The 24,950-nt window shown below is 46.9% G+C and carries 24 protein-coding genes; 1 reads left to right on the forward strand and 23 read right to left on the reverse strand.

The window, feature by feature from the left end; all coding sequences use genetic code 11:
- Positions 1-95: 95 nt before the first annotated feature.
- From ACQ5DJ_RS17160 to ACQ5DJ_RS17170, 3 genes are all read right to left on the reverse strand, one after another.
- Entirely contained in the window at positions 96-1,196 is a 1,101-nt protein-coding gene (locus ACQ5DJ_RS17160; RefSeq protein ID WP_429843550.1) for a YheC/YheD family protein, read from the reverse strand.
- Positions 1,197-1,361: 165 nt separating this feature from the next.
- The gene (locus tag ACQ5DJ_RS17165; RefSeq protein ID WP_429843551.1) at positions 1,362-1,922 is read right to left on the reverse strand and encodes a class I SAM-dependent methyltransferase; all 561 of its coding nucleotides are present in this window, start codon (positions 1,920-1,922) and stop codon (positions 1,362-1,364) included.
- 33 nt (positions 1,923-1,955) lie between these two features.
- Positions 1,956-2,705 (reverse strand): MBL fold metallo-hydrolase, encoded by a 750-nt coding sequence (locus tag ACQ5DJ_RS17170; RefSeq protein ID WP_429843552.1) that lies wholly within the window; start codon positions 2,703-2,705, stop codon positions 1,956-1,958.
- 53 nt (positions 2,706-2,758) lie between these two features.
- Here ACQ5DJ_RS17170 and ACQ5DJ_RS17175 point away from each other — a divergent pair, with 53 nt between their 5' ends.
- On the forward strand, positions 2,759-3,793 hold the full coding sequence (locus tag ACQ5DJ_RS17175) for a YkvI family membrane protein (RefSeq protein WP_429843553.1): 1,035 nt from the start codon (positions 2,759-2,761) through the stop codon (positions 3,791-3,793).
- Between the two features lie 46 nt (positions 3,794-3,839).
- On the opposite strand, the gene ACQ5DJ_RS17180 is transcribed toward ACQ5DJ_RS17175, so the two are convergent.
- From ACQ5DJ_RS17180 to ACQ5DJ_RS17275, 20 genes are all read right to left on the reverse strand, one after another.
- Positions 3,840-4,706: a 2-oxoacid:ferredoxin oxidoreductase subunit beta gene (locus ACQ5DJ_RS17180; RefSeq protein WP_392427139.1), complete on the reverse strand. Its 867-nt coding sequence runs from the start codon at positions 4,704-4,706 to the stop codon at positions 3,840-3,842.
- On the reverse strand, positions 4,678-6,456 hold the full coding sequence (locus tag ACQ5DJ_RS17185; protein WP_429843554.1) for a 2-oxoacid:acceptor oxidoreductase subunit alpha: 1,779 nt from the start codon (positions 6,454-6,456) through the stop codon (positions 4,678-4,680). Before ACQ5DJ_RS17185 ends, ACQ5DJ_RS17180 begins: the two co-directional genes overlap by 29 nt.
- Before the next feature lie 193 nt (positions 6,457-6,649).
- Positions 6,650-7,588, reverse strand: coding sequence for a dipeptidase (locus tag ACQ5DJ_RS17190; protein WP_429843555.1), 939 nt, complete (start codon positions 7,586-7,588; stop codon positions 6,650-6,652).
- A 108-nt stretch (positions 7,589-7,696) separates the two neighbouring features.
- On the reverse strand, positions 7,697-7,957 hold the full coding sequence (gene spoVS / locus ACQ5DJ_RS17195; protein ID WP_003385776.1) for a stage V sporulation protein SpoVS: 261 nt from the start codon (positions 7,955-7,957) through the stop codon (positions 7,697-7,699).
- A gap of 118 nt (positions 7,958-8,075) precedes the next feature.
- Positions 8,076-8,870 (reverse strand): TIGR00282 family metallophosphoesterase, encoded by a 795-nt coding sequence (locus ACQ5DJ_RS17200; protein WP_429843556.1) that lies wholly within the window; start codon positions 8,868-8,870, stop codon positions 8,076-8,078.
- Between the two features lie 121 nt (positions 8,871-8,991).
- Complete coding sequence (gene rny, locus ACQ5DJ_RS17205; RefSeq protein ID WP_409174269.1) at positions 8,992-10,533, reverse strand: ribonuclease Y; 1,542 nt, start codon at positions 10,531-10,533, stop codon at positions 8,992-8,994.
- 273 nt (positions 10,534-10,806) lie between these two features.
- The gene (locus tag ACQ5DJ_RS17210; RefSeq protein ID WP_429843633.1) at positions 10,807-11,448 is read right to left on the reverse strand and encodes a RecX family transcriptional regulator; all 642 of its coding nucleotides are present in this window, start codon (positions 11,446-11,448) and stop codon (positions 10,807-10,809) included.
- A 71-nt stretch (positions 11,449-11,519) separates the two neighbouring features.
- Complete coding sequence (gene recA, locus ACQ5DJ_RS17215) at positions 11,520-12,578, reverse strand: recombinase RecA (protein WP_007719158.1); 1,059 nt, start codon at positions 12,576-12,578, stop codon at positions 11,520-11,522.
- A gap of 165 nt (positions 12,579-12,743) precedes the next feature.
- Complete coding sequence (locus tag ACQ5DJ_RS17220; RefSeq protein ID WP_429843557.1) at positions 12,744-14,333, reverse strand: DEAD/DEAH box helicase; 1,590 nt, start codon at positions 14,331-14,333, stop codon at positions 12,744-12,746.
- 8 nt (positions 14,334-14,341) lie between these two features.
- A complete protein-coding gene (locus ACQ5DJ_RS17225; protein WP_429843558.1) occupies positions 14,342-15,586 on the reverse strand; it encodes a competence/damage-inducible protein A in 1,245 nt (414 codons plus the stop codon).
- A 107-nt stretch (positions 15,587-15,693) separates the two neighbouring features.
- Complete coding sequence (gene pgsA / locus ACQ5DJ_RS17230) at positions 15,694-16,269, reverse strand: CDP-diacylglycerol--glycerol-3-phosphate 3-phosphatidyltransferase (protein WP_017249262.1); 576 nt, start codon at positions 16,267-16,269, stop codon at positions 15,694-15,696.
- A complete protein-coding gene (gene rimO / locus ACQ5DJ_RS17235; RefSeq protein ID WP_429843559.1) occupies positions 16,270-17,616 on the reverse strand; it encodes a 30S ribosomal protein S12 methylthiotransferase RimO in 1,347 nt (448 codons plus the stop codon).
- A 111-nt stretch (positions 17,617-17,727) separates the two neighbouring features.
- The gene (locus ACQ5DJ_RS17240) at positions 17,728-18,627 is read right to left on the reverse strand and encodes a RodZ domain-containing protein (protein WP_429843560.1); all 900 of its coding nucleotides are present in this window, start codon (positions 18,625-18,627) and stop codon (positions 17,728-17,730) included.
- Positions 18,628-18,639: 12 nt separating this feature from the next.
- Positions 18,640-19,419, reverse strand: coding sequence for a YmfK family protein (locus ACQ5DJ_RS17245; RefSeq protein ID WP_016743377.1), 780 nt, complete (start codon positions 19,417-19,419; stop codon positions 18,640-18,642).
- A 108-nt stretch (positions 19,420-19,527) separates the two neighbouring features.
- Entirely contained in the window at positions 19,528-19,797 is a 270-nt protein-coding gene (locus ACQ5DJ_RS17250; protein WP_429843561.1) for a DUF3243 domain-containing protein, read from the reverse strand.
- 100 nt (positions 19,798-19,897) lie between these two features.
- Positions 19,898-20,635 carry an elongation factor P 5-aminopentanone reductase gene (gene ymfI, locus ACQ5DJ_RS17255; protein WP_429843562.1) on the reverse strand — a complete coding sequence of 246 codons (738 nt, stop codon included), beginning with the start codon at positions 20,633-20,635 and terminating at the stop codon, positions 19,898-19,900.
- Between the two features lie 7 nt (positions 20,636-20,642).
- Positions 20,643-21,935 carry an EF-P 5-aminopentanol modification-associated protein YfmH gene (gene yfmH, locus ACQ5DJ_RS17260; protein WP_429843563.1) on the reverse strand — a complete coding sequence of 431 codons (1,293 nt, stop codon included), beginning with the start codon at positions 21,933-21,935 and terminating at the stop codon, positions 20,643-20,645.
- Between the two features lies 1 nt (position 21,936).
- On the reverse strand, positions 21,937-23,232 hold the full coding sequence (gene yfmF / locus ACQ5DJ_RS17265) for an EF-P 5-aminopentanol modification-associated protein YfmF (protein ID WP_429843564.1): 1,296 nt from the start codon (positions 23,230-23,232) through the stop codon (positions 21,937-21,939).
- Between the two features lie 208 nt (positions 23,233-23,440).
- Entirely contained in the window at positions 23,441-23,596 is a 156-nt protein-coding gene (locus ACQ5DJ_RS17270) for a hypothetical protein (RefSeq protein WP_007719195.1), read from the reverse strand.
- Positions 23,597-23,649: 53 nt separating this feature from the next.
- Positions 23,650-24,828: a stalk domain-containing protein gene (locus ACQ5DJ_RS17275; RefSeq protein WP_429843565.1), complete on the reverse strand. Its 1,179-nt coding sequence runs from the start codon at positions 24,826-24,828 to the stop codon at positions 23,650-23,652.
- Positions 24,829-24,950: the final 122 nt, after the last annotated feature.

Consider the following 24,950-nt stretch of genomic DNA (forward strand, 5'->3'; position numbering starts at 1 on the left):
TTCTTAACGTTGCCTAGACTTTTTTAAAAGTGTCCTTTACAAAGGGGACAGTTTAAAATGCCACCGTCTTTTTCATATTCTTCTACGTTACTTCTTTAGAGTAAATTGCTTGGCGATAGAAGATGCTGCTTCCGTTTCTTTTTTTCAGCGAGTAATGTCTGCGCATATTCTAGTGGATGACGGTACGTTTGTTTAAACATCGCCTTCTCTCCAGCCTTGAAAAAAGAATAGCGTTGATCACGCACATTGACTTCAATTAAATACGGATTGCCTCTCTCGTCAATTCCCATATCCATGCCTAAATCTGCTAATGATGAAAAATGCCGACCATACTGCTTCGCAATTTCCACCGCCGCTATGCCAACTCTTTCGATGACCGCTTGTTGTTGTATCACCTCAGGAAAGATGGGTACCAAAGCTTCCGAAAACGGCACTGCTGTCCCTCCTCGAGAGAGATTGCTCAGCTTGTTCTTCTGATTGGCGACCTTGGCAACCATTCCGCTGACAGTCCACTGTTTTTCTTTGTTTTTCTGCACCGAAACACGAATATCAAACGTTTTGCCTCCATAGCGCGCCAAAGGAATTCCTCGCTGGATCAAAAATCTTTTGTTACCGACCCAACGTCGCACCGTGGAGAGTATCTTCGAATGAGATAAAATTTGCCGTTTTTTCGATGCAATGAAGTGATACTTGCCTCCGTGCCGTTCAATACGTGCTACCCCAATTCCGACTGATCCAATAGAAGGCTTGACGTACACCACCTGGTACTTATCCAAGAACTGCCGCAACTGCTCTATGGAATAAGGAACTGTATGTGGCAGATAGCTACGGATGTGTTCGTTTTTCCAGAGCATCTGGTGTACTCTTCTCTTATCCCGTACAACCAAGCCATTGAACACCGTCTTCTTTTGGCTCAATCTTCGAATCACATTCCTTGCTTTTGTATCCCCTGTCAACACACGATTGTGGATGACGCGCGGGACTGAAACCAGCTGTGAGACGAGTCGGTTTCCGTTCCAAAAATATCCCTTGACCCTTTCATCTCCCGGCTTCACATGCATCGGATGGAAAAAAACAGGCTCCAATCCAAGCTCTTTTCCGATTTCGACATAATAAGGCAAACGCTCATATGACTTGAGGCCATGAATTCCTTTCTCCATAAGGGCCCAATCCAACATTATCCCGATTCTGTCCACGTAGATCCCCCTTGCCACATTGCTCTACATAGGGTATGTGCCAGAAAGGGCAAGAGCGTGCCTATTTTTGTACACCTCTTTCGCGACCTGACAAAATAATTACTTTCCCATAGGAATGATGTCGGATGTTGCGCTTGCCCGGGAAAGGATCTCGTTTCGTTCTTTTTATTGTCCCCTGCGTTCGATGGCCAGTAAAAATGGAGCTTGGTTTTTCTGATTGAGATATTGGTATTTTAAAACCAAATAATCCAATTGACTTAGCTCGTGGCAAAATGCTTCCACTGCCTCTTTTTCCGTCTCTCCCGCCGGATGCCCCCAATAAATCATGACTGTCATGATTCCACCTGGTCTGAGCACCCTCAACCCTGATTGAATCGCCTGAATGGTACTACTCGCTTGTGTTGTGATTTCTTTGTCTCCACCCGGTAAATAGCCCAAATTAAACATGATCGCCGCGGCACTAATCTCCAGCTTGTCAATTTCCTCATGACTGGCGAGCATCATTTCTACCCTGTTCGCTAGACCTTCTCTTTCGAGTCTCTCTCGCGTTTTCTCGATTGCCTGCGGCTGGATATCGAAGGCGATTACTTTCCCTCCTTCTTGCACCAATTGCGCAAGAAATAAGGTGTCATTTCCATTCCCCATCGTGGCATCTACCACAGTTTCTCCTACTTGTACCCGTTCACGGATTAATTTACGTGCAACTTCTAATACATTTGGAAACACAGTCATCTCTCCTCTCTATGTACACAAACAACGTTATAAATCTATTTGCAGGCCGATACGCGCCGCATAAACTGGACCTGCAACAAAGGCATTGGCCTCCGCGATTACTTGAGACTCATCATAGCCGTAATACAAATGCGTGACTAATAAAGAACGGCAGGATAAGGATTGTGCCAGTTCTGCAGCTTGGCGAACAGACAGGTGCCCATTTGGCTTCGCTGGTAAATTGTAATCCAGATAGGTCCCCTCGCAAATAAACAAATCCGCTTGATTTGCAAAGCCCTCCCAGCCTGTCCTTGGTCCACTGTCAGCTCCGTATATGAGGACACGTCCGTTTGCTTCCAAACGCATCGCGTAGCATGGATCTCCATCACCATGGTCTGTCCGTAAGAAAGTGATCGAGACGTCCCCAATAGTAACAGACGTTTCTTCGGAGATTGGGGTAAATGTGGTCGCATCTCGATACACCAATGTCTGAGCATTGGCCATTGGCAACGCAGGAGCATGAATCGGAAGCGGCTTGTCAGCAGGTCTTTGGCCAAATAGCTGATGAACCATCAAACCGTACTGCATCACTCCTACATCCGCAACATGATCATGATGATAGTGAGATAAGAGTATGGCATCCAGCTCATAAATGGGTAAATGCTTGCCTAGCTGCGCAAGAACACCACTCCCGCAGTCGAGAAGAATATTGACACGGTCTGTCTCAATTAAGTAACCGGGAGTAGCCCCCCCAGGGCCAGGATAAGGAGATTGATAGCCTAACACGGTAACGCGCATATTCGGTTCACTCCCTCTCATAGGATGGAATAAGGTGGGACAGGAGGTCTGAGATGCAAGGAACATGGAGAGCCGCATGGCAGATCGCTTTTACGTATATTGGGACAGTCGTAGGAGCTGGTTTTGCCTCAGGCAAAGAAATTGTAGAGTTCTTTGTTCAATATGGAACACAAGGCTTAGTTGGCATCATTCTGGCGACGACGCTGTTTATTTGGGCAGGCATACGCGTCATGCTGATTGCCTATCGGATTCAGGCCGATTCCTATCAAGAAGTCAGCACCTATTTATTTGGGCATCCGTTTGGCACTGTATTTAATACCTTGCTCTTAACCGTATTGCTAGGCACTACTTCCGTCATGCTTGCTGCTACCGGCGCAATTTTTTGGGAGTCTTTTCGATTATCTCCCCAAATCGGCATTTGGTTTAGCATGATTTTGATTTTTTTCGTGACGAAAAAAGGGCTGTTTGCCATCCATCACGTGAACAGCATTTTTGTTCCGATGCTCATTGGCTTTACTGTACTTGTCTTCCTTTATACGAAGCCATGGTTAGATACGAATGTCGTCGTTGAATCGTTACGGCCATGGGCGTGGATTAGTTCTCCCTTTTATTATGTTGCCTTAAATGTCACGCTTACACAAGCGGTTTTGATTCCGATGGGTAGACAGAGTACTAGCGAGAAGCCTCTCATTCTGGGGGGAATCATAGGAGGGTTGGGAATTGGCCTTTTGCTCTTGCTCGCCTATGCTTCTCTCTCTGTAAAAATGCCGGGAATCCATCACGCGGAAATGCCTATGATTGCTGTGCTGCAAGGCTTGGGGCCAACCATTCCTTTTCTATTCTCCCTATTAGTGTATGCGGAAATCTTCTCGACTCTTGTGGCCAACGTTTTTGGTCTAGCCCAACAAATTAGACAAGTTACCCCCCTTCGAGGTCCAACTATTTTACTCGGGATTTTGCTGATTTGCTATTTGATCAGTTTTATCGGGTTTAGCTCGCTTCTCCGCTTCCTATATCCACTCTTTGGTCAATTGGTTGTCTTTTTCCTTGTCATGCTCGTGTACAGGCAGTGGCGCGAACGCATGTAACAAAAAAACCTCTCCCGTTAAGGAGAGGTTTTTCACTCTATCAAACTTAAGCAAATTCTTTAACCAATTTTTCGAAGTCTTCTTCAGACAAACGAATGTCTTGGTTAACCAGACCTTCTTCTTTGAAGCCACTTACGAGAGCTTCGTAAGGTTTTTGCTCAGTGTTTTGGTAGATCAGACCTGTAATCAGGCCTTTGTATTGCATAGAAGTAGACATTGCTTTGATACGGTCATGTGCATCGTATCCTTCGATCGTGTCTACTGGTACGATGTTCTCTTTGAACCAGTCGTACGTATTTACCTTGTTGTAGGTTACACAAGGGCTGAATACGTTGATCAAGGAGAAGCCTTCGTGTTGGATACCTTTTTCGATCAGTTCAGTCAAGCCCTTCAGATCGCTGGAGAAGGATTGAGCAACGAAAGTCGCACCTACAGACAGCGCCAGTTCAACTGGAGAAATGGAGGACTCGATGGAACCTGCCGGTGTAGACTTGGTCACGAAACCAGTCGCGGAACGCGGGGAGGTTTGACCTTTTGTCAGACCGTAGATTTGGTTATCCATTACGATGTACGTAACGTTCATATTACGACGGATAGCGTGTACAGTATGGCCCATACCGATCGCGAAACCATCCCCGTCACCACCTGCTGCGATAACTGTCAGCTCGCGGTTCGCCATTTTCACACCTTGTGCGATTGGCAGGGAACGTCCGTGAATACCGTGGAAACCATAACAGTTGATGTAGCCGGAAATACGACCAGAGCAACCGATACCGGAAACAACCGCCAGATTTTCAGGTTCCAGACCTACGTTCGCTGCAGCGCGTTGAATAGCCGCTTGGATGGAGAAGTCTCCACAGCCTGGGCACCAGTTTGGCTTTACGTTATTTCGAAACTCTTTCATAGTCGCCATGTTTTACCAGCTCCTTCACTTCAGCATAGATTTCCTTCGGCAGGAATGGGTTACCGTCATATTTAAGCACGGATTCGATTTTTTCAGCGTTTCCAACGTGTTGTTTGATCAAGCTTGTTACTTGCGCTTGAGCGTTGTGCTCAACAACAACAACTTTCTTCGCTTTATCTACCAGTGCTTTGATTTCTTCAGTTGGGAACGGATGCAGCAAACGGATTTGTGCATGGTTTACTTTCATTCCCTCTTGTTCCAGACGGCCTTTTGCTTCTTGAATGGTACCGATTGTGGAGTTGATACCTACAACCAGAACATCCGCGTCAGCGTGAGGAGCATCTGCTGATACAGCGCCTTTGAAGTTTTTCAGGACGCCTTCCATTTTGCGCATACGTTTATCCATTTGTTGAATACGGTTTGCAGCATTCTCAGACGGACGACCAGTTTGATCATGCTCAACACCAGTTACGTGGTGCAGACCGTATTTTTGACCAGGAATAACACGAGGAGAAACGCCGTCTTCTGTTACTTCATATCGTTTGAACAGGTCGTTTTGCTCTTTTTCTGGCAATTCTTGTCCAGCAAGCAGTTTTCCGCGACGGATTTCTACTTTGCTGTAGTCAAATGGAACAACGGTTTGTTTACCCAAGGACAGTGTCAAGTCTGTCATCAGGATAACAGGGAGTTGGTATTCTTCCGCAATGTTAAACGCTTCAACTGCATCGTAGAAGCACTCTTCTACTGTGCTTGGCGCGATAACTACTTTTGGAATGTCGCCATGTGTACCATAGATCATAGCATTCACATCGGATTGCTCGATTTTGGTAGGCATACCAGTAGATGGGCCACCACGCTGCGTGTTCACGATAACAACTGGTTGTTCCGTGATACCAGCAAGACCAATTGCTTCCATCATGAGGGACAGACCAGGACCTGCAGAAGCAGTCAAGGAACGAGCACCCGCGAAGTTAGCACCGATTGCCATCGTAATAGCAGCAATCTCATCTTCTGTTTGGATAACAGTACCGCCCAATTTAGGCAGCTTTTTAATCAAGTATTCCATTACCTCGGAAGCAGGTGTGATCGGGTAAGCTGGCATGAAACGGCAGCCTGCTGCTACAGCACCCAGAGCGATCGCATCGTTACCGATGAGGAACAGTTGTTTTTGTGGATCAGCCTTTTCCATTTGGAACTCAGGCAGTTGACCACCAGTCAATTCATTTACAAAATCAAAACCGCGGCGAATGGCATCCATGTTCTTTTCAACCACTTTTTCGCCCTTGCGGAGGAACATATCTTCAACGATAGGACGGTAGCTTTCCACTGAAATGCCGAGGATGGCACTAGATGCACCAATCGACACCATGTTTTTCATCAGGGAAGTTCCCAACTCATCAGCGATCTCAGTCAGTGGTACAGTGAAGAAGCGAACTGGCTTCAAGCCGTCCGGCAATTTTGGATTAAATTTCGCATCCGCGATAATGATACCGCCTTCACGAAGCTCATGCGCATTGAAATCGATCGTCTCTTGGTCAAACGCTACGAGAATGTCCAGATCGTCAGAGATCGCACGCATTGGCGTTGTGCTCACGCGAATTTTATTGTTCGTGTGTCCACCCTTAATACGGGAAGAGAAGTGACGGTAGCTATACAGATGGTATCCCATCCGGTTCATCGCCATCGAGAAAATCTCACCAGTACTCTCGATGCCCTCCCCTTGCTGTCCTCCAACTTTCCAGGAAAGTTGACTAATCATTCAGATTCCACCCTTTCAGTGACTGTGAGAAAAGCTGCCTATCACACCTTGAAAATACTGATAAGATGTGACATTTCTGTGCATAGACAGTAACAATTGTAGTCCTGTCCATGTCAAATTGCAAGTGCTTTTACTCAACTTACTTTTGACCTGAATTTTAATGTTGAACTTGGTACATTAATATCCTCATGCTTTATTGTAGCACGTTTCCGAAAACACGCAACCAATTTCCTTGCACAAATTTCAATACTTCCGCCTCTTTATAACGTTTTAACAAACTTTCTAGTAACTGGGAGTAATCTGCCGCAGATGCCATGTCTCCAAACGTCTCGGTAATCCCATCGAAATCGGAGCCAAAACCTACGTGCTCTACGCCACCCAACGCGCAGATGTGATCCAAATGGCGCAGCAAGTCATCGATCCAAACCGTGCGCTTCTCGGGTACGGTAAAGAAGTCTACAAACGTCAAGCCGATCGCGCCATCACTGGCGATTAACGCTCGAATTTGCTCGTCCGTCAAATTGCGAGAGTGATTGCATATGCTTCTCACGTTCGAGTGTGAAGCAATCACTGGTGCTTTCGAGCATTCTAGTACATCCCAGAATCCTGGATCGGCCAAATGCGAGACATCAATGATCATCCCCAGCCGATTCATTTCTTCTATGACTTCTCGTCCAAATGAAGTAAGTCCACCTGGATTCGGCTCTCCATTTCCACTCGCTAGGGCATTGCCATGATTCCAGGTCAGTGTCATTCCTCTTACCCCAAGCCGGAACCACGTACGTAGCTGAACCAGACTCTCTTCTAATGCATGCGCGCCTTCTACAAACAGAATAGCCCCTTTCTGTCTCTTTAATACGCATTCAGCCAAATCTGCCTTTGTGAAAATGGGCCGGAATTTATCACTGGCCACCTCTTGATAAAAAATATCGATCATTTCTAGTACCGTATGAAAACGACGTCCAAACGGCACCTGAGAAGGGACGAAACAGGCAAGCACTTGTATGTCTACATTCCCTTTTTCAAGGGCGGTAAAACCCGCTTGCAAGAGCTTGTCTTCTTTATAAAAGTCCAAATCGGGGTTCTGCCATAGTTTGCATAATACATCGCTGTGCGCATCAAAGATTTTCATATGGAAACGCTCCTTCTCTTCGATAACTTCGGAGGTTATACTTCTGGACAAACGAAAAAACCTGTTCATTCTTCGAACAAACAGGCAGGTGAAGCATTTGCAGTTGTATCATCTGGGTTCTACGATTAATTTGATTGCAGTTCGTTCTTCTCCATCAATCACGATGTCGGTAAAGGCTGGAATACAAATGAGGTCAACTCCACTCGGCGCTACGAACCCTCGTGCGATTGCTACTGCCTTCACAGCTTGATTAAGCGCCCCAGCGCCAATGGCTTGGATCTCAGCCGCGCCTCGTTCACGAAGAACTCCGGCAAGGGCACCAGCAACGGAATTGGGGTTAGACTTTGCTGAAACTTTTAATACTTCCATCCTTTTTGAACCTCCCGTCTGATAGGAATCCTGTCATCATTAGAATGATATTCGCATAACCCCCAAAAATTCCTGCTAACTTGCTTGAAAGATTCAAAAAATTCTAATCTTATTCCCATTATTCCATAAACGGATGGTCAGAGTCAATTCTGATTCGTTCCATTTTTTTCGCATGCCCTGTCGTTTTATCTAGAGTAATCAGCACTGCATTCAATTGCGCGGGATCCGGAGCTACCTCAAAGCGAACAGGAAGCTGCGTCAAAAACTTCTTAATAACTGCTTCGCGTTCCATCCCCAAAATGCCGTTACTTGGGCCACACATTCCGACATCACACAAAAATCCGGTTCCTTGAGGCAAAATACGTTCATCAGCGGTTTGCACATGGGTATGTGTCCCCACGACCGCTGTTACCTTCCCATCTAGGTACCATGACATTGCTTGCTTTTCCGATGTGGCTTCCGCATGAAAGTCTACAAAAATGAACTTCGTACGCTTCCGAGCTTGCTCTACGAGCTTGTCAGCCATTTGGAAAGGACAGTCAAGCGGTGGCAAGAACGTACGCCCCATCAAATTAATGACGGCTAGTTCCCCTTCAGGTTGCTTGATGTATGTAATCCCTTTTCCAGGAGTCCCTGCTGGAAAATTCGCGGGTCTAATCATCCGCGGCTCATCATCAATAAAATCGAAAATTTCTCTTTGGTCCCACGTATGATTTCCGAGCGTAATCGCGTGAACGCCCCATTCGAAAAGCTCCTTGGTAATTTTCTCTGTGATCCCGCGACCATGCGCAGCATTCTCTCCATTTGCTACGATAAAGGTAGGGTTGTATTTTCGTTTCAGTAACGGCAAATATGTTTTCACGATATCTCTGCCAGGCGAGCCCATAATATCTCCAATGAATAACAACTTCATTACCAAATCACCTCATTGCTAGTATACACAATTCCTCTGCTCATTAGAAAACTTGACTTCGTCAAGCATTTGGTGTGTCCTTCGTTGCGCTACAAAAAAAGTAAAGTGGCACGCAGCCACTTTACTTTGCATACTCAACTGCCCGTGTTTCACGGATAACCGTTACTTTAATATGACCTGGGTAGTCAAGTTCATTTTCAATTCGTTTCGTGATATCCCGTGCCAGACGGGTAGCTTCCGCATCGTCAATCTTATCAGGTTGAACCATCACGCGAATTTCGCGTCCTGCTTGAATCGCATAAGACTTTTCTACGCCATCGAACGACTCAGAGATTTCTTCCAGTTTCTCCAAACGTCTGATATATGTTTCCAATGTCTCACGGCGTGCACCTGGGCGTGCGGCAGACAGAGCGTCAGCAGCTCCCACGAGCATAGCAATGACGGAAGTTGGTTCGGTATCACCGTGATGAGACGCAATACTGTTCACTACTACGTGATGCTCATTGTACTTCTTAGCCAGTTCAACACCGATTTCAACGTGTGAACCTTCTACTTCATGGTCAATCGCTTTTCCGATATCATGCAGCAAACCTGCACGTTTGGCCAGCTTCACATCTTCTTTCAGTTCTGCCGCCATTAAACCGGCGAGATGTGCCACTTCCATAGAGTGCTTCAGTACGTTTTGACCGTAGCTTGTACGATAACGCAAACGTCCGAGAATCTTGATCAGATCTGGATGCAAGCCGTGAACGCCTGTTTCGAACGTTGCTTGCTCACCGTATTCACGGATTCGCTCGTCTACTTCGCGACGCGCTTTTTCCACCATTTCCTCGATGCGAGCTGGGTGAATGCGACCATCTGCGACCAGTTTATCCAACGCTGTCTTGGCGATTTCCCGACGAATCGGGTCGAAGCCGGACAGGATGACTGCTTCTGGAGTATCGTCAATAATCAGATCGATACCAGTCAACGTTTCCAGGGCACGAATGTTACGTCCTTCGCGTCCGATAATACGTCCCTTCATCTCATCATTTGGCAGCGTAACCACAGAAACGGTTGTTTCTGCTACGTGGTCTGCTGCACAACGTTGAATGGAGGTCGTAATGATCTCACGAGCACGCTTGTCCGCTTCTTCCTTGGCCTGAGTCTCAATCTCCTTGATCATCACAGCCATTTCGTGACGGACGGTATTCTCTACATCAGTGAGAATGATCGTCTTCGCCTCATCCTGCGTCAAGCCGGAGATTCGTTCTAGCTCTGATACTTGTTCTTTATATAAGTGCTCTACCTTGCTTTGCAGTTCTGCGATGGCACGGTCACGCTCAGACAATTCTTCTTCTTTGCGCTCCAACTGTTCCATCTTGCGGTCCAACGATTCTTCTTTTTGTAGAATTCGTCGTTCCTGACGCTGGATCTCATTGCGTCTCTCACGCAATTCAGTTTCTGCTTCGGATCGAAGCTTGAACACTTCATCCTTTGCCTCCAGCACCTTTTCCTTCTTAACGGCTTCGGCGTCCCGTTTGGCTTCCTCCACGATCTGTCGTGCAGCTTCTTCTGCACTGGAGATCTTCGCTTCCGCAATGGATTTACGAGTGAAGTAGCCTGCACCCAAGCCGATCAGCAGGGCAACGAGCACAATGACAACAGTAAGTATAGGATCCATAGGCTTTTTCGTTTCACCTCCTTATTGTAAGACATCTCCCCGCTTTCCAAGCATTCGTTTTTCATGGAGTGCTCTCACATTTGAACATTCGGCTAAAAAACAAGACCGATTTTACTCGGTCCGCTGAATCCGTACAGCTTTCGCACGGTTTTTCAGTTGTTCCATAGGCAACGAGTGAGCAAATCACAAAAAGATATGATACACCAAGTAAATACAAACCTATTTTATTATTTGTGAACAAGAATTGTCAAGATCATGCAAATAGAGTTGGCCCTAACTATCGCTTCTATGACGCAATTCTTCACGCATTTGTTGAATGATCGCATGTGAGAATCCCTTGCGCATCAGCATGGACAGCAACTTGCGTTCTTCATCGGGGTTCGGTGCACCCTCTATGCGCCGCGCCTTCTTCTCTATCAATGCTCGAGCAGCATCTAGTTCAGCCTGCCTAGACACGCCACGTACTGCGTCCTCTACAATCGCTCTATCCACTCCACGCTGGGTAAGCTCCATACGCAGCATATACGGGCTCCTCGGCTTCAATCGCAATCGCTCGTCTACCCATTGCTTCGCAAATGCTTCATCATCGATGTAGCGTTGATCCTTGCAGCGCTGGCATATCTCTTCGGCAATCTGCGTAGAAAATCCCTTCTCTATCAAATAGGAATGTAGCTGACTGCTTGTCCGCGGGCGTATGCCGAGATATCGCAGGGCACCTAAATACGCCTTGTGCTTCTCTTCTGCTACCAGGACTTCTCTGTAAAATGCTTCATCTAATTCTGTTCCTTTAAACAGGTTGTACTTTACCAGTATGTCTTCATGTACGGTAAATGCATACTCGCCTTCTACATCGATATGGTAACGGTGCTTTTGTTTGGTGTCCCGGTGGACGGCGGTAATAAGCCCGCTCTTCATCATTCTTCACTCCTTTCGCAAAAGCTAAAATAACAGCCTGTCTTATCGACAGGCTGCTGTTTACCTTCCCATTACTCCAAATCAAATGCAGGCTCTTCATCTTGCTCTGGGTCATTTACAGCTTCACCTTCTGGAACAGAACCAGGGTTTAGGCTAAAGTATTCGCGCACTTTTGTTTCAATCTGCGATGCGATGTGCGGATTTTCCTTCAGGAAGACCTTCGAATTCTCTCTACCTTGGCCGAGTCGCTCTTCGTTGAAGGAATACCAAGCACCACTCTTTTGCACGACATCAATCTCAGAACCGATGTCGAGAATGCTACCTTCTCTGGAAATACCTTCGCCGTACATGATATCCACTTCAGCAACCTTGAATGGTGGTGCTACTTTATTTTTCACGACCTTAATCTTCGTCTTGCTACCCAAAATGTCGTTGCCGACTTTGATAGATTCCGCTTTACGAACATCCAAGCGAACACTCGCGTAGAACTTCAAAGCGCGTCCACCTGGAGTTGTTTCTGGGTTACCGAACATAACTCCCACTTTTTCACGAAGCTGGTTGATGAAGATTGCAATCGTTTTGGACTTGTTGATGGCACCAGATAGTTTGCGGAGTGCTTGGGACATCAAGCGTGCTTGCAAACCTACGTGGGAATCTCCCATCTCGCCTTCGATCTCTGCTTTTGGCACGAGTGCCGCAACGGAGTCGACTACGATAATGTCTACTGCACCAGAGCGCACCAGTGCTTCCGCGATCTCCAAAGCTTGCTCACCAGTGTCTGGTTGGGACAACAGCAATTCATCGATGTTCACACCCAGCTTAGCAGCGTAAACCGGATCCAGGGCATGCTCAGCATCGATAAAAGCAGCTTGTCCACCCTGTCTTTGCACTTCTGCGATGGCATGAAGCGCTACTGTTGTTTTACCAGAAGACTCTGGTCCGTAAATCTCAACAATCCGTCCGCGTGGGAACCCACCCACACCAAGTGCGATATCTAGAGCAAGTGCACCGCTAGAAGCCGTAGAAATCTGGATGTTGGATACTTCCCCCAACTTCATAATGGAACCTTTTCCGAATTGCTTTTCTATTTGACGCAATGCACTCTCCAAAGCTGCGCGACGATCTGACAAATGGTACACACCCTTTCAATTTTCGCATCTCTTTTGCTTGTCTTCATCATACCTCGAGACAGAAGTGTTTGCCAAGTATTTTTTGCGAACAAATATTCGCATCGATAAAAAGCAGCCATTTCCTGGTTGCTCCCAGCGAAATGGCTGCTTCTCATTTCTATCGAATTAGGAACGCTTTGCTCCGCGAGGCTTTGCAGGCTCCAGATTGATTCGTTTTCCGTTGATACGCGTTTGACGCAGTGACTCATATACGAATGCCGCTACCTCTTCTGGAACCTCAACAAACGTGAAGTTCTCGAAAATGTCGATGCGACCTACTGATTTTCCTGGGATACCCACAGATTCAGAGATCTCTCGTACCAGATCCTGTGGCTTCATGTTCGCATTGCGGCCTACGTTCAGGAAGAAGCGAACCATACCTTTTGCTGCGCCTGTCTCACCAAAGTTGTACGCTTCTGCTTCCTGCCCTTGTCCCGCTTCGGTATGGAATGCCAGGTGCAATGCAGCAGCTGCTACTTTTTCAGCCGGGTATTGACCTACGAGAGCATCCGCTACTTTTTGATACATATCCGCGATTGCATCGCTTTCCAAAAGGCTAGTCAACTGTTCACGCAATTGCTCTTGTTTGCGCTCAGCCACTTCCTCCAAGGAAGGAACATTGCGAGAGAGCACTTGTGCTTTTGTCTGCTTTTGGATAAACATCATTTGTCTTACTTCACGAGGCGTAACCAGCGTCATCGCAATTCCTTTGCGACCTGCGCGACCAGTACGACCAATACGGTGTACGTAGCTCTCAGAGTCTTGTGGAATATCGTAGTTGATTACGTGAGAGACGTTTCCTACGTCGATACCGCGTGCTGCTACGTCAGTTGCGATCAAGAATTCAATCGAGCCCTCACGGAACGCATTCATGACCTTGTCACGTTGTGCCTGTGACAAGTCGCCATGCAATCCGTCCGCAAGGTATCCGCGGGATTGCAGCACTTCGGACAGCTCATCTACACCGCGCTTGGTGCGGCAGAAAATGATACCCAGCTCGACATCCTCACTGTCCAAGATGCGGCAAAGGCTCTCTACTTTGTTACGGTCAAACACTTTGTAGTATACCTGTTCGATCAATGGCGCCGTTACTTCTTCACGGCTAACCGCGATCGTTTGCGGCTGTTTCATGTAACGGGTAGCCAAACGCTTGATTTCTGGCGGCATCGTCGCAGAGAACAGCAAGGTTTGACGCTCTTCCGGCATATCTGTGATGATCGTCTCGATATCTTCGATGAAGCCCATGTCCAGCATTTCATCCGCTTCATCCAAAACGAGTGTATGCACGTGATCCAGCTTCAATGTTTTACGGCGCAAGTGGTCCATAACACGGCCAGGAGTACCTACAACGATTTGTACACCTTGACGCAGTGCACGAATTTGATGTCCGATCGATTGTCCGCCATAGATTGGCAGCGTACGAACTTTGTTGTATTTCGAGATGCGCAAGAGCTCTCCCGCAACCTGTATAGCCAGCTCACGAGTTGGGGTCAGCACAATCGCTTGTACACGATTGGCAGGCGTAATCTTTTCTACAAGTGGAATCCCGAATGCAGCAGTCTTACCAGTACCTGTCTGTGCTTGACCAATCAGGTCTCCGCCATCCAGAACTTTTGGAATGCAAGCTGCCTGAATCGGTGATGGCTCCTCGAAGCCCATATCGTGAATCGCTTGCAGAATAGATTTATGTAAAGGAAAATCGGAAAAAATCGTCATGAAAAAAATCACCTTTCTTTTTGCATTTGCAGCGCATAAAACAACGCGTATTTAGCGGCACGCCCAACGATTGCATGCCTTCTTCCGGCAAGGCGCAGTTCTTTTACAACTGTAGGTATTCCTTCTGCCGCAATCCCTACGTAAACAAGGCCAACAGGCTTGCCCTCGGAAGGATCGGGTCCAGCCACTCCCGTAACAGAAATCCCGTAAGTAGCTCCCAGCTTTTCTCTTACATGTTCAGCCAGCAATTGAGCTGTTTTCTCACTGACTGCCCCATCAGTTTGCAAAATGGAATCAGGTACTTCGAGTAGCTGATTTTTCACTTCATTGGTGTAGCAGACTACCCCGCCACGAAACACTTGCGAGCTTCCCGGCACAGAGGTAATCAACGAGGCAATTGCTCCTCCTGTGCAGCTTTCTGCACAAGCAATCGTCTCATTTCTCATTTTTAGCTCAGAAACCAGTACATCATGCAACGACGATTTCTCGCCAATCCCGTACATATACTGGCCAACACGGCTGAGAATTTCTTTTTCTACAGGCAAGATTAGGGCTTCCCCTTCTTCGACTGTAGCAGCTTTTGCCGTAATCCGTAGCGTTACTTCGAATTCTTTGGCGTATGGCGCGATCGTCGGATTGTCCTGCTTTTCGATCAGATCGAGCAGTTTTTCCTCCAAGGCGGATTCGCCTATTCCATAGAACCGGAGTACATGAGAATGAAACACTTGCTTTTCGGGGAGCAAGTCGGTCAAGTAAGGCATCACGTAATTCTCCACCATTGGATACAGCTCGCTTGGTGGTCCAGGCAACAGCACGAACGTACTACTGTCATGACGGATCGCCATCCCCGGCGCCATCCCGAAATCGTTGGAGAATACATGGCTACCTGAAAGCACCAGCGCCTGCTTACGATTGTTCTCCGTCATGACAATCCCACGTTGCGAAAAGAATTTTTCAATTCTCTCCATGGCCTCTGAATTCGTTTCCAATTCAATGCCTACATGCCCCGCCAAGGTTTCTTTCGTCAAATCATCTTGAGTCGGCCCTAGCCCACCCGTGAAAATGACGAGGTCAGATCGCCTTGATGCCAATCGAATCACTTGTAGCAATCGCTCCGTGTTGTCTCCCACAACCGTATGAAAATAAACTCCCACGCCAATTTCCGCCAGCTTCTGAGAAAGAAACTGTGCGTTGGTGTTAGCGATCTGGCCTAACAAAAGTTCGGTACCTACCGCGATAATCTCCGCTCTCATCTTCCTCATCCATTCTCTTTGAGAGTAGAAAAGCCTCTAAACTAATAGTTTATCACTTGCAAACGCTCAAGAGAAGAGTCTTGTGAAAAAAGAGACCAATACCCGCATTACGAGTATTGGATCACGTTACGATTTTTCGCAAAGTAGTCGTACCCGGAGTAAATCGTGATGATCACCATCGCCCAAGTAGCTACTTCGTCGAACGGAATGCCGAAGAACTCAAATGGGAAGTTGCGAATCATGACAGCCGTAATCGCTACGATCTGCACCCATGTTTTCAGTTTACCCAATGCACTCGCAGCAATTACCTGTCCTTCTGCCGCAGCAACTAACCGTAGACCCGTTACCGCAAACTCCCGGCTGATAATGACAATCGCAATCCACGCTTCCAGACGCTGCATCTCTACGAGTGAAATGAGTGCTGCAGAAATCAACAGCTTATCAGCAAGCGGGTCCAGGAACTTCCCCAAGTTCGTCACGATTTTATTTTTCCGTGCAATATAACCGTCGAGTCCGTCCGTACTGGCTGCTAGGATAAACACCAAAGCCGCAATCAGCTCGTTATACGTCATCGTCAGGCTGCCGATCGAAAATGTCCCGATGTTGTAACGCACCAGCATAAAAAACATGACTACCGGAACCAGAAAAATCCTGGCGAGGGTGATGCGGTTGGCGAGATTCAACTAGACTACCTCCCCGGCTAAATCGTATTCATAGGAGTGTGTAATTTTCACTTTTACGATGGTACCCAGTTCGCCTTTAAAACCAGTGACGAATACTTCACCATCGATTTCCGGAGCGTCATACTGTGTTCGACCTACATAAATATCGTTGCGTCCCTCGTAACGTTCAATCAAAACATCCAAGACTTGACCAACAAAGCGTCCGTTGCGATCTCCGGCTACTTCACGCTGAATTTCCATCAGCATGTTCGCACGTTTTTCCTTAACCTCTTCGTCAACGTGGTCAGGCAGACGGGAAGCTGGAGTGTCATCCTCGTTGGAGTAAGTAAACACACCCAGTCGATCAAAGCGAATATCCTTCACAAACTCGCTCAGGCGCTCGAAGTCTTCCTCTGTTTCCCCCGGGAACCCTACGATCAAAGAGGTACGCAGTGCAACATCTGGAACCTGCGCGCGAATTTTTGCTACCAGCGCACGAATGTCCGTCTGTCTTCCAGGGCGACGCATCCTTTTCAGAATATGGTCTTCGGAGTGCTGCAAAGGCATATCCACGTATTTGCACACTTTTGGATTGGTAGCAAAAGTGTGGATCAATTCATCCGTGAAAAATCCAGGGTATGCATAGTGAAGACGAATCCACTTGATGCCCTCAACTTCTGCCAGACGGTTTAAAAGTTCAGGAAGCATCAGTTTTCCATCGTAAATATCCGTTCCGTAGTTCGTAGAATCTTGTGCGATCAGACTTACTTCTACGATACCTTGAGCAGCCAAATGACGCGCTTCTTCCACGATGGACTCGATGGTACGACTGCGGAATCCCCCACGCATTAAAGGAATCGAGCAGAACGTACAGGCGTTGTCACAACCCTCGGCAATTTTAATATATGCAGTGTATGTGCCTTCTTTTACTTTCCGCTTCACTACATCTTCGTACGTAAAAATGGGATTTCCAACAAAAATCGGTCGCTTACCCTCTAGAGATTCTTCGATAATACCTGTAATCGACATAAAATCGCCTGTTCCGACAATGCCGTCCACCTCAGGAATCTCATTCAAGATATCCTCTTTGTAACGTTGTGTGAGACAGCCTGCCACCACAAGCGATTTCAGTTTGCCGGATTCCTTCAATTCACCCATTTCCAGAATCTTGTTTACGGATTCTTCCTTGGCTGCATCGATGAAACCGCAGGTATTGACGATGACCACAGTTGCTTCTTCCGGGTTATCAACCAGTTCATAACCTTTTTCATCTATCAGATGGGCCATCATGTCCGAATCAACGAGATTCTTTTCACAGCCCAGCGTAACAATCGCTACTTTTTCACGCGTGCCTACCTTCTCTGTCATCTTTTTTCCTCCAATTGGTCACACCAACCCATATTACACCTATCCAGTATAATATAAGCCTAAAGGAAGTGTCAAAACAGAGAAAAGTACAAAAGGCAAGCATATGCTTGCCTACTGGGTGACCGCCTCTTTTACTTTCATCGTAATATTGGACGGCATTGACTTCATTTTTGACGTGTCTACCAAGACTCCGTTAACCTTTAACTCCACTACTGTCGGTTTGCCTAAACGAATATAAGCGGATTTTCCCAGCTCAATCGTTTTTTCCTGATCTTTCTTGAGCGTTCCCTGCTCAACATAAGTTTTGCCTTTTCCTTCCGAAATACCAAACCAGCTTGTTTCTGCTTTCACCTTCAGATAAACCGTGATTTTTTCTCCACCTTGCAAGGAATAGTTATACATCGATCCTTGCTGCGATTCGAATGTGATGGTTGCCTGAGGAGTTTCTGTAACGGTCTCAGGTGGGGTTGTTCCTGTTTCAGGACTCGGTGTGGTAATAGAAGGAGGCTTCGGTTGTTGAGCAATCGGGGATGTTCCCGCTCCACCACCATTGCCAGGCGTGACAAATTCCGCTCCAGGATTAACTGCTCCACCCGGCACTGGCTGAGTCAACTGACCTCCGTTGTTGTTGACGACAGCGAAATAAATAACCCCGATAATCAAGGCAATAAACAAGACGAGCAAGGTTTTGGTAACCCATCGCCCCGCTTGTAATGGATTGTTCGCTGAAGCAACTCGTCTGCGACGCAGTCGTTCTACTTGCTCAGTAGGTGGCTGGGCCGGCAAATCGGACTGAAAGTGAGTCAGGATGTGGTTCGGGTCTAGACCGACAGCTTCCGCATAACTCTTTATAAAAGCACGCGCGTAAAAGTGGCCAGGAAGTACGTGAAAATGACCCCTTTCAATGGCTTCCAAATATCGCCGCTGTATCTTGGTGATACGTTGGATGTCGTCGAGCGTGATTCCTTTTTCTTCGCGGGCCCTTTGCAGGACTTGACCTAGCTCAGACACAGCTGCCCCTCCTTAATTCATTTCGAAATTATCAAAGCCGCGATTGTTGATAAGCTCATATGTAATCTCTTCATCCGGATGATGACGCAGCTCAATAATGTAATGGAAATCATCAAGTTGGTACTCTGATTCCCTTACGAATATATCCGGATGCTCAATGATTTTTGCGGCAGGAAAGTTCATAATCTCCCGAAGCAAGGTGAAGTGCTTTTCTGTCGATCGCAGCGTTGAGACAATTCCATCTATCAAATATACATGATCAGTAGACATTTCATCAATGGCTAAGGAACTACGCACCGTTTGGCGCAACAAAGTAGAGGAAATGAATGTCCAACGTTTATTGGCGGATACGCTGGCAGCAATCATGGATTCAGTCTTCCCTACGCGAGGCATGCCACGAATCCCAATGAGCTGGTGACCTTCCTTCTTCAGTATTTCTGCCATGAAATCGACCAGCAAGCCCAGCTCCTCACGAACAAAGCGAAACGTTTTTTTGTCCTCGCTATCCCGTTCAATATAGCGACCGTGACGCACAGCCAATCGATCCAGCATTGTCGGGGGACGTAACCTCGTTATGGTTATGTTGTCCATTTTTTGCACAACGTTGCGCAAAACCTCCATTTTTTCATCATCATCGGTCAAGAGCAGCATACCTCGACGCATGGTATCCACACCATTGATCGTCACGATATTGATGTTCAACATCCCCAGAATAGAAGATACGTCCCCTAAGAGACCGGGACGGTTACGGGCAATCTCATACTCCATGTACCATTCTTTCTTCGCTTCCATATGCAATCCTCTCCGCCAACCAGAATTCTCTTCTTATGTAGTATATCACGTTCGTTTCATTCGACAATCGCGAAAAGAAAAATCCCCAAAAGTAGGGGATTTGAATGGCTAGCTGCCAGCGTTCGCGTTATTGCGATTCTGAACAAGCTTCACCATGAGTGATGCCAAAGCTTGTTGCTGCTGTTGATCACCCGCGTCCCACAGCTGTTTCAACAGACGCTCCTGATCGTTTTTCGGGTCTACTTGCTCAGACAGATAGCTACCGATTTGATAAGCTACATTTTGAAGCGTTTCGCTTTCCATCCCGGCTTGTTTCGCTTGGTCTACCCGATCTCCGAGAAACGCTTTCCAGTCGCTGAAATTGTCAAGAATCGACATAGGGAAATTCCCTCCTTTTGTACGTTGCGAACAGATTTGCTGCCCACACAAAAGGTAGAATTCCATCATTTCTCCTATTTTATTCATGCATACTTCTCTTCTACGTGTACCATCCACCGTTTGGACTAATCACTTGCCCCGTCACATAACTGGCATCCGCCGAAAGCAAAAAGCGCACGACTGCCGCTACCTCGTATGGTTGTCCAAGACGGTTGGCTGGTATTTCTTCCGCGATCATTTCCATTTCATCCGGAGCAAAGCGCTCCATCATGCCACCTGCAATAGCTCCAGGAGCGACTGCATTTACCGTGATTCCGTTTGGGGCCATTTCCTTTGCCAGAGCTTTGGTGAACGTATTGACTGCTCCTTTGGTCATGGAATACAGCACCTCACATGACCCACCTGTCAGTCCCCAAATGGAAGAAATGTTAACGATACGCCCATACCTTGCGCGCAGCATGGCCGGAACAGCCGCTTGGCAGACCAAAAAAGAGGAACGAACATTAAGGGCGATGAGCTCATCAAATTTCTCGACAGTCACATCCGTAAACAAGCCGACATCGTCCACTGAGGCGTTGTTTACGATCAATAGTGGTGCAACCTGCATCTGAGCAAACATCGCCGCAATTTGCTGTGGGTCCCGTAGATCAGCTTGGAGGATGACGTATGGAACACCCCGCTCCTGGCATTTTTGGACCAAGGGCTCCAATTTGTCTTTATTTCGGTTGTAATGCAGATAAAGGGGAACCCCCGCATCAATCAGGTAGGCACCGATCGCCTGCCCGATCTCCCCGGAAGCTCCCGTAATTAACGCCCACGGCGTCTCTTGCTTGAACATGAATACATTACTCCTGTGGCGAAGCAGAACGAACGATGGAAACAGCAATCTGCTCGATTAAAAAATGCTCCTTCAAACGTTTTTCCACATCTTCGCGTGTGATCGACTCCAAAGTCGGCACTACGGAAAACAGATCATTTCCGTTAAATTTGAAGCTGGTAAACTGGTTAGCGATAAACTCCACGGAGTTTAGAGAACGCAGGAAGTTTCCGATTTTTTTACGCTTCGCACGCTCAAAATCATCCTGGGCTATACCGTTTTGCTTCAACTGTTCGATTTCCGCTTTGATCGTTTCCACTAAACGCTCTGGATCAGGTGTATCTCCACCAATGATCGTATACGCATAATCCTGCTCGCTGCTGTAGTCAAAATCAAAGCTTTCCGTAATCAGCTCACTGTCATACAAACGCTCATAGACAGCGGAGCTTGTGCCGAACGCGATGTCCAATACCAGTTTAGTAGTCAACTCGCGTTTTAACAAGGCTTCCTTGGTTAGACCGTTTTCCTTTTCCTTGATTCCGATCATGCATTTGGGCAAGCCAACTGTTAGAAATGCTTCTACTTTCGCTTCCGCTGGAGCTGATGGCTCTTCTGGAAAAACGCGCGTGATTTGTGGCGCAGGAGCAAACTCCTTTGCTCCCTGATTTTCACGAATGAGCTTCATGATCGCTTCTGGCTCGAAGGAACCCACGACCAATAGGAGCATATTGGCAGGATGATAAAACGTTTCATAGCACTGATACAAATATTCTTTTGTAATATGAGAGATCGTCTCGATCGTACCCGCAATCTCAATGTTAATCGGATACTTTTGGTACATGGCCTTCAAGAGGTTCATGTACACCTTCCAGTCAGGATTGTCATCGTACATGGTGATTTCCTGGCCGATGATTCCTTTTTCCTTTTCTACACTGGCATCTGTAAAATACGGATCCTGCACATAATCGAGCAGCAGATTCAGATTGTCATCTAACTTATCTGTGCACGAGAACAAATACGCCGTACGATTGAAGCTCGTGAACGCATTGCAGCTCGCCCCGTTTTTACTGAATTCGTGCATGACATCCCGATCTTTTTTCTCAAACATTTTGTGCTCAAGAAAATGCGCAATGCCGTCGGGAACATTGATTTCTTCCCCGCTTCGGGTGCGGAAGTGGCTATCAATGGAGCCGTAGCGCGTAGTGAACACAGCGTATGTTTTGCTGAAGCCCTGTTTGGGAACCAGATAAACTTGCAACCCATTTTGGAGAGTTTCATGATATACCGTTTCATTTACTTGATCAAAGACAGTGCTCTGCATCTTATGCCTCTCCCTTCTTGTCCCGCAGCAGATAAATCGTGTCGATCGTCACCTTGCTTGCTACCTTCTTGATATCCTCAATGGTCGCTTCGTTGATCCCAGCCAAAAGCTCTTCGATTTTCCGAGGACGTCCACTAATCACACCATTGTACGTAAATTCAATCATCCCGCGTGCACTGTCCAACAGCTCACGGAACTGGTTAGACAAGGTCGCACGCGTCTGGCTCATTTCCTCATCCGATATGGTTCCTTGTTGCATCAGATCAAGCTGCTGCTTAATAATCTCAACCGCACGCTGATATTTGCTAACATCAATCCCAGACATAATCATGAGAATCCCTTTGTGGCTCTCTAGCCTGGAAACGGCATAGTAAGCGAGACTTTCTTTCTCACGGACGTTGACAAACAGCTTGGAGTGAGGAAATCCGCCTAAAATTCCGTTGAACAAGAGCAGGGTCGGGTAATCGTCATCCTTATAAGTGATCTGCGTACGGCAGCCGATGTTGAGCTTTGCTTGGTTGACATCGAGTCGATCGATCACTTCTCGTTCATCTGATACATCCTTCGCCGTCGATGCTATCTGCAGTTCTCCTACTTGGGAGCGATCCAATGGGATATGCTTGCGAATAGCCTCGCTTACTTCCTGCTGATCAACATCGCCCACCACGAACATATTGATCGGATTCGTCGTCGTTACTTCTTTAAAATATTGATACAACTCCTGACCAGTAATCTTTGGCAAATCTGCCACACGGCCTTGGACGAGAAGAGAGAATGGTTCACCTTTACACATTTCTTCTGTCACGCGTTGGTTCGCATACTTCATTTTGTCGTCGATCAAACTCTCCATCCGTTTTCGTAGCGTCTCTTTTTCCTGTGTCATGTATTTTTCGGAAAAAGCGTTGTCCTGTACATACGGTCTGACGAGCATATCTCCTACGAATTCGATGGCCTGCTCCAAAAGTGAAGCTTCATTGGACAAATATTTTTCATTTGGTACTTCCATATAAATTTGCAGGATTTGCCGCTCGCCTTTTTTCATGACATCGACATCAAAAATGGCACCATACAGGAAATCCAAATGTGCTCGCAATAGCTTCGTTTCTGGAAAACGAGCGCTGGCACGTTTCATGACCATCGCAAGCAATGCTGTTTTCGTTACGTGCTCCTCCGATAGCGCCTGTTCAATCATCGTCACGATCGTCGTTGTCTTGAACTTTTCGGTTGGAAGGATATGTACGTTCATCCCATTGATTTGGGAGCTTTGAAATGCAATTCCGGTTGTAGAAGCAGTCATAGTCCAATCTCCCTTCTCCATCAGCTTACTCAGACTCTTCTCTATTGTAACCAATTGTCAGGGCATCAAGCATCAGAATCTTCCATTATAAATCCCAGTGCTTCATCCTATGCGCTCACGCAAGTCCCGTAATACGCAAATCACAGCGCTTCCATTATATAAAAAAAGAGTGAATGCACCTTTTTACGAAGGGCGTTCACTCTTTTCCTTACATATCCATTGCATCCCAGTCTCGAGGATCATCCGATGTGCTATGCTCTTCAACAAATCGACCGCAATCAGACGAGAGACAGAGCATGCCATCCAACTGCTCATCATGAAAGGGTAAGCCGTGGCTTCCCCCACAGTACGGACAAGTCCACATACGAAGGGCCTCCTTTTAATTATGAAGGTACTCCGTAGTAGTTTGTCCAAATATTAGAGGGGACTCTCCACTTTATTTTGCTCCCAAATCCGCAAGTAATCATACGGATCGATCGCTTTCCCCGTACTGTTACGATAGAGGCCAAAATGCAGGTGAGGTTCAAACATTCCCACTGTACCAGTTCCACCGTAGCCTGTATCTCCAACAAAACCGATCAGCTGTCCAGCTTTTATCGTTTTCCCTACATGCAATCCTGGTGCATACGCCTGCAAATGAGCGTAATACATCCGATATTGGCCATTCTCATCCGTAATGTTTACTCTCCAGCCACCATACGTATTCCAGCCCACTTTGTTGATCGTCCCATTGGATACCGAGTAAATCGGCGTTCCTTTCGGTGCCATAATGTCGATGCCCTCGTGACTGCGGACACTGCCGCTATTCGACTCGGTCCACTCTCGATCGGACCCGAAGCTATCCCCATACGGCTCATACCAACTATTATCGTGGAAAGGAAACCGAAATTGTTTCCCACTCAATTGATCATTCGCAACTTTTGTGGCAATGGGATGTTCAGCTTTTTGTGCACCTTCTGGCAAAAATAAAATTTGGCCCACCAGTAACTCATCAGAAGAGAGAGGGTTATTTTTCTGAATCGCACTCATGTTCGTGTCATGGCGAGCTGCAATTTTTGATAAGGTATCTCCCTGTTGAACGACATATGGATTCAAGGAGTATTTCACACTCGCAGCCTTGTCTTCCACGGTTTTGGACTGTATGTATGCAACAGCCGACGTCTCATCCCATTGAACTTGATAGCCAAATGCCTCGGAGATAAATCGGATCGGAACAAGTGTCCGCTTATTCACAATGATTGGAGAAACATCCATCTTCAAACGTTTTCCATCTACGTACGCAGTCTGGCTTCCAATTGTTAGGGTGATATGCTTGCCTTTTTTGTTGAGCAATACTTTTTGCGTATCGGCATCGTAGCTGACTTCTGATCCTGTTGCCTCCGCTACTACCCGTATCGGAACAAGCATGCGCCCATTTCGATGGATTGGCGATACATCCGATTGGACTCCCATTCCATCGACAACGACAGAAATGATCGGTCCTGGCTCATTTGCTGAAACCATTCCACCAGATACTGCTATCATCAGGCAAAAAACAAAAGCGCCTAGAATCCTGTTCCATCGATAACTGCTGTACTGATGTAGACAGCGGTTCATCTTTTTCCCTCCCCACAGACAATTTGCAAAAACGGATAGGACCGTTTTTGGCGGACCGCAAGCAGTCACAAAAATTATCGCACAGGGGAAGTGACAGGTTCTAGACGCTAAATTTTGTCAAC

This window comes from Brevibacillus sp. FIR094 (assembly GCF_050477165.1).
In the GTDB taxonomy this organism is placed as follows: Bacteria; Bacillota; Bacilli; order Brevibacillales; family Brevibacillaceae; genus Brevibacillus.

Bases quoted from the DNA above. Each gene is read 5' to 3' on its own strand.
- ACQ5DJ_RS17170 (WP_429843552.1), bottom strand. From the start codon at position 2,705: ATGCGCGTTACCGTGTTAGGCTATCAATCTCCTTATCCTGGCCCTGGG.
- ACQ5DJ_RS17175 (WP_429843553.1), top strand. From the start codon at position 2,759: ATGCAAGGAACATGGAGAGCCGCATGGCAGATCGCTTTTACGTATATT.
- ACQ5DJ_RS17180 (WP_392427139.1), bottom strand. From the start codon at position 4,706: ATGGCGACTATGAAAGAGTTTCGAAATAACGTAAAGCCAAACTGGTGC.
- ACQ5DJ_RS17185 (WP_429843554.1), bottom strand. From the start codon at position 6,456: ATGATTAGTCAACTTTCCTGGAAAGTTGGAGGACAGCAAGGGGAGGGC.
- ACQ5DJ_RS17190 (WP_429843555.1), bottom strand. From the start codon at position 7,588: ATGAAAATCTTTGATGCGCACAGCGATGTATTATGCAAACTATGGCAG.
- spoVS (WP_003385776.1), bottom strand. From the start codon at position 7,957: ATGGAAGTATTAAAAGTTTCAGCAAAGTCTAACCCCAATTCCGTTGCT.
- ACQ5DJ_RS17200 (WP_429843556.1), bottom strand. From the start codon at position 8,870: ATGAAGTTGTTATTCATTGGAGATATTATGGGCTCGCCTGGCAGAGAT.
- rny (WP_409174269.1), bottom strand. From the start codon at position 10,533: ATGGATCCTATACTTACTGTTGTCATTGTGCTCGTTGCCCTGCTGATC.
- ACQ5DJ_RS17210 (WP_429843633.1), bottom strand. From the start codon at position 11,448: ATGAAGAGCGGGCTTATTACCGCCGTCCACCGGGACACCAAACAAAAG.
- ACQ5DJ_RS17220 (WP_429843557.1), bottom strand. From the start codon at position 14,333: ATGACGATTTTTTCCGATTTTCCTTTACATAAATCTATTCTGCAAGCG.
- ACQ5DJ_RS17225 (WP_429843558.1), bottom strand. From the start codon at position 15,586: ATGAGAGCGGAGATTATCGCGGTAGGTACCGAACTTTTGTTAGGCCAG.
- rimO (WP_429843559.1), bottom strand. From the start codon at position 17,616: ATGACAGAGAAGGTAGGCACGCGTGAAAAAGTAGCGATTGTTACGCTG.
- ACQ5DJ_RS17245 (WP_016743377.1), bottom strand. From the start codon at position 19,419: ATGGAAGCGAAGAAAGAATGGTACATGGAGTATGAGATTGCCCGTAAC.
- ACQ5DJ_RS17250 (WP_429843561.1), bottom strand. From the start codon at position 19,797: ATGTCGATTCTTGACAATTTCAGCGACTGGAAAGCGTTTCTCGGAGAT.
- ymfI (WP_429843562.1), bottom strand. From the start codon at position 20,635: ATGTTCAAGCAAGAGACGCCGTGGGCGTTAATTACGGGAGCTTCCGGG.
- yfmH (WP_429843563.1), bottom strand. From the start codon at position 21,935: ATGCAGAGCACTGTCTTTGATCAAGTAAATGAAACGGTATATCATGAA.
- yfmF (WP_429843564.1), bottom strand. From the start codon at position 23,232: ATGACTGCTTCTACAACCGGAATTGCATTTCAAAGCTCCCAAATCAAT.
- ACQ5DJ_RS17270 (WP_007719195.1), bottom strand. From the start codon at position 23,596: ATGTGGACTTGTCCGTACTGTGGGGGAAGCCACGGCTTACCCTTTCAT.
- ACQ5DJ_RS17275 (WP_429843565.1), bottom strand. From the start codon at position 24,828: ATGAACCGCTGTCTACATCAGTACAGCAGTTATCGATGGAACAGGATT.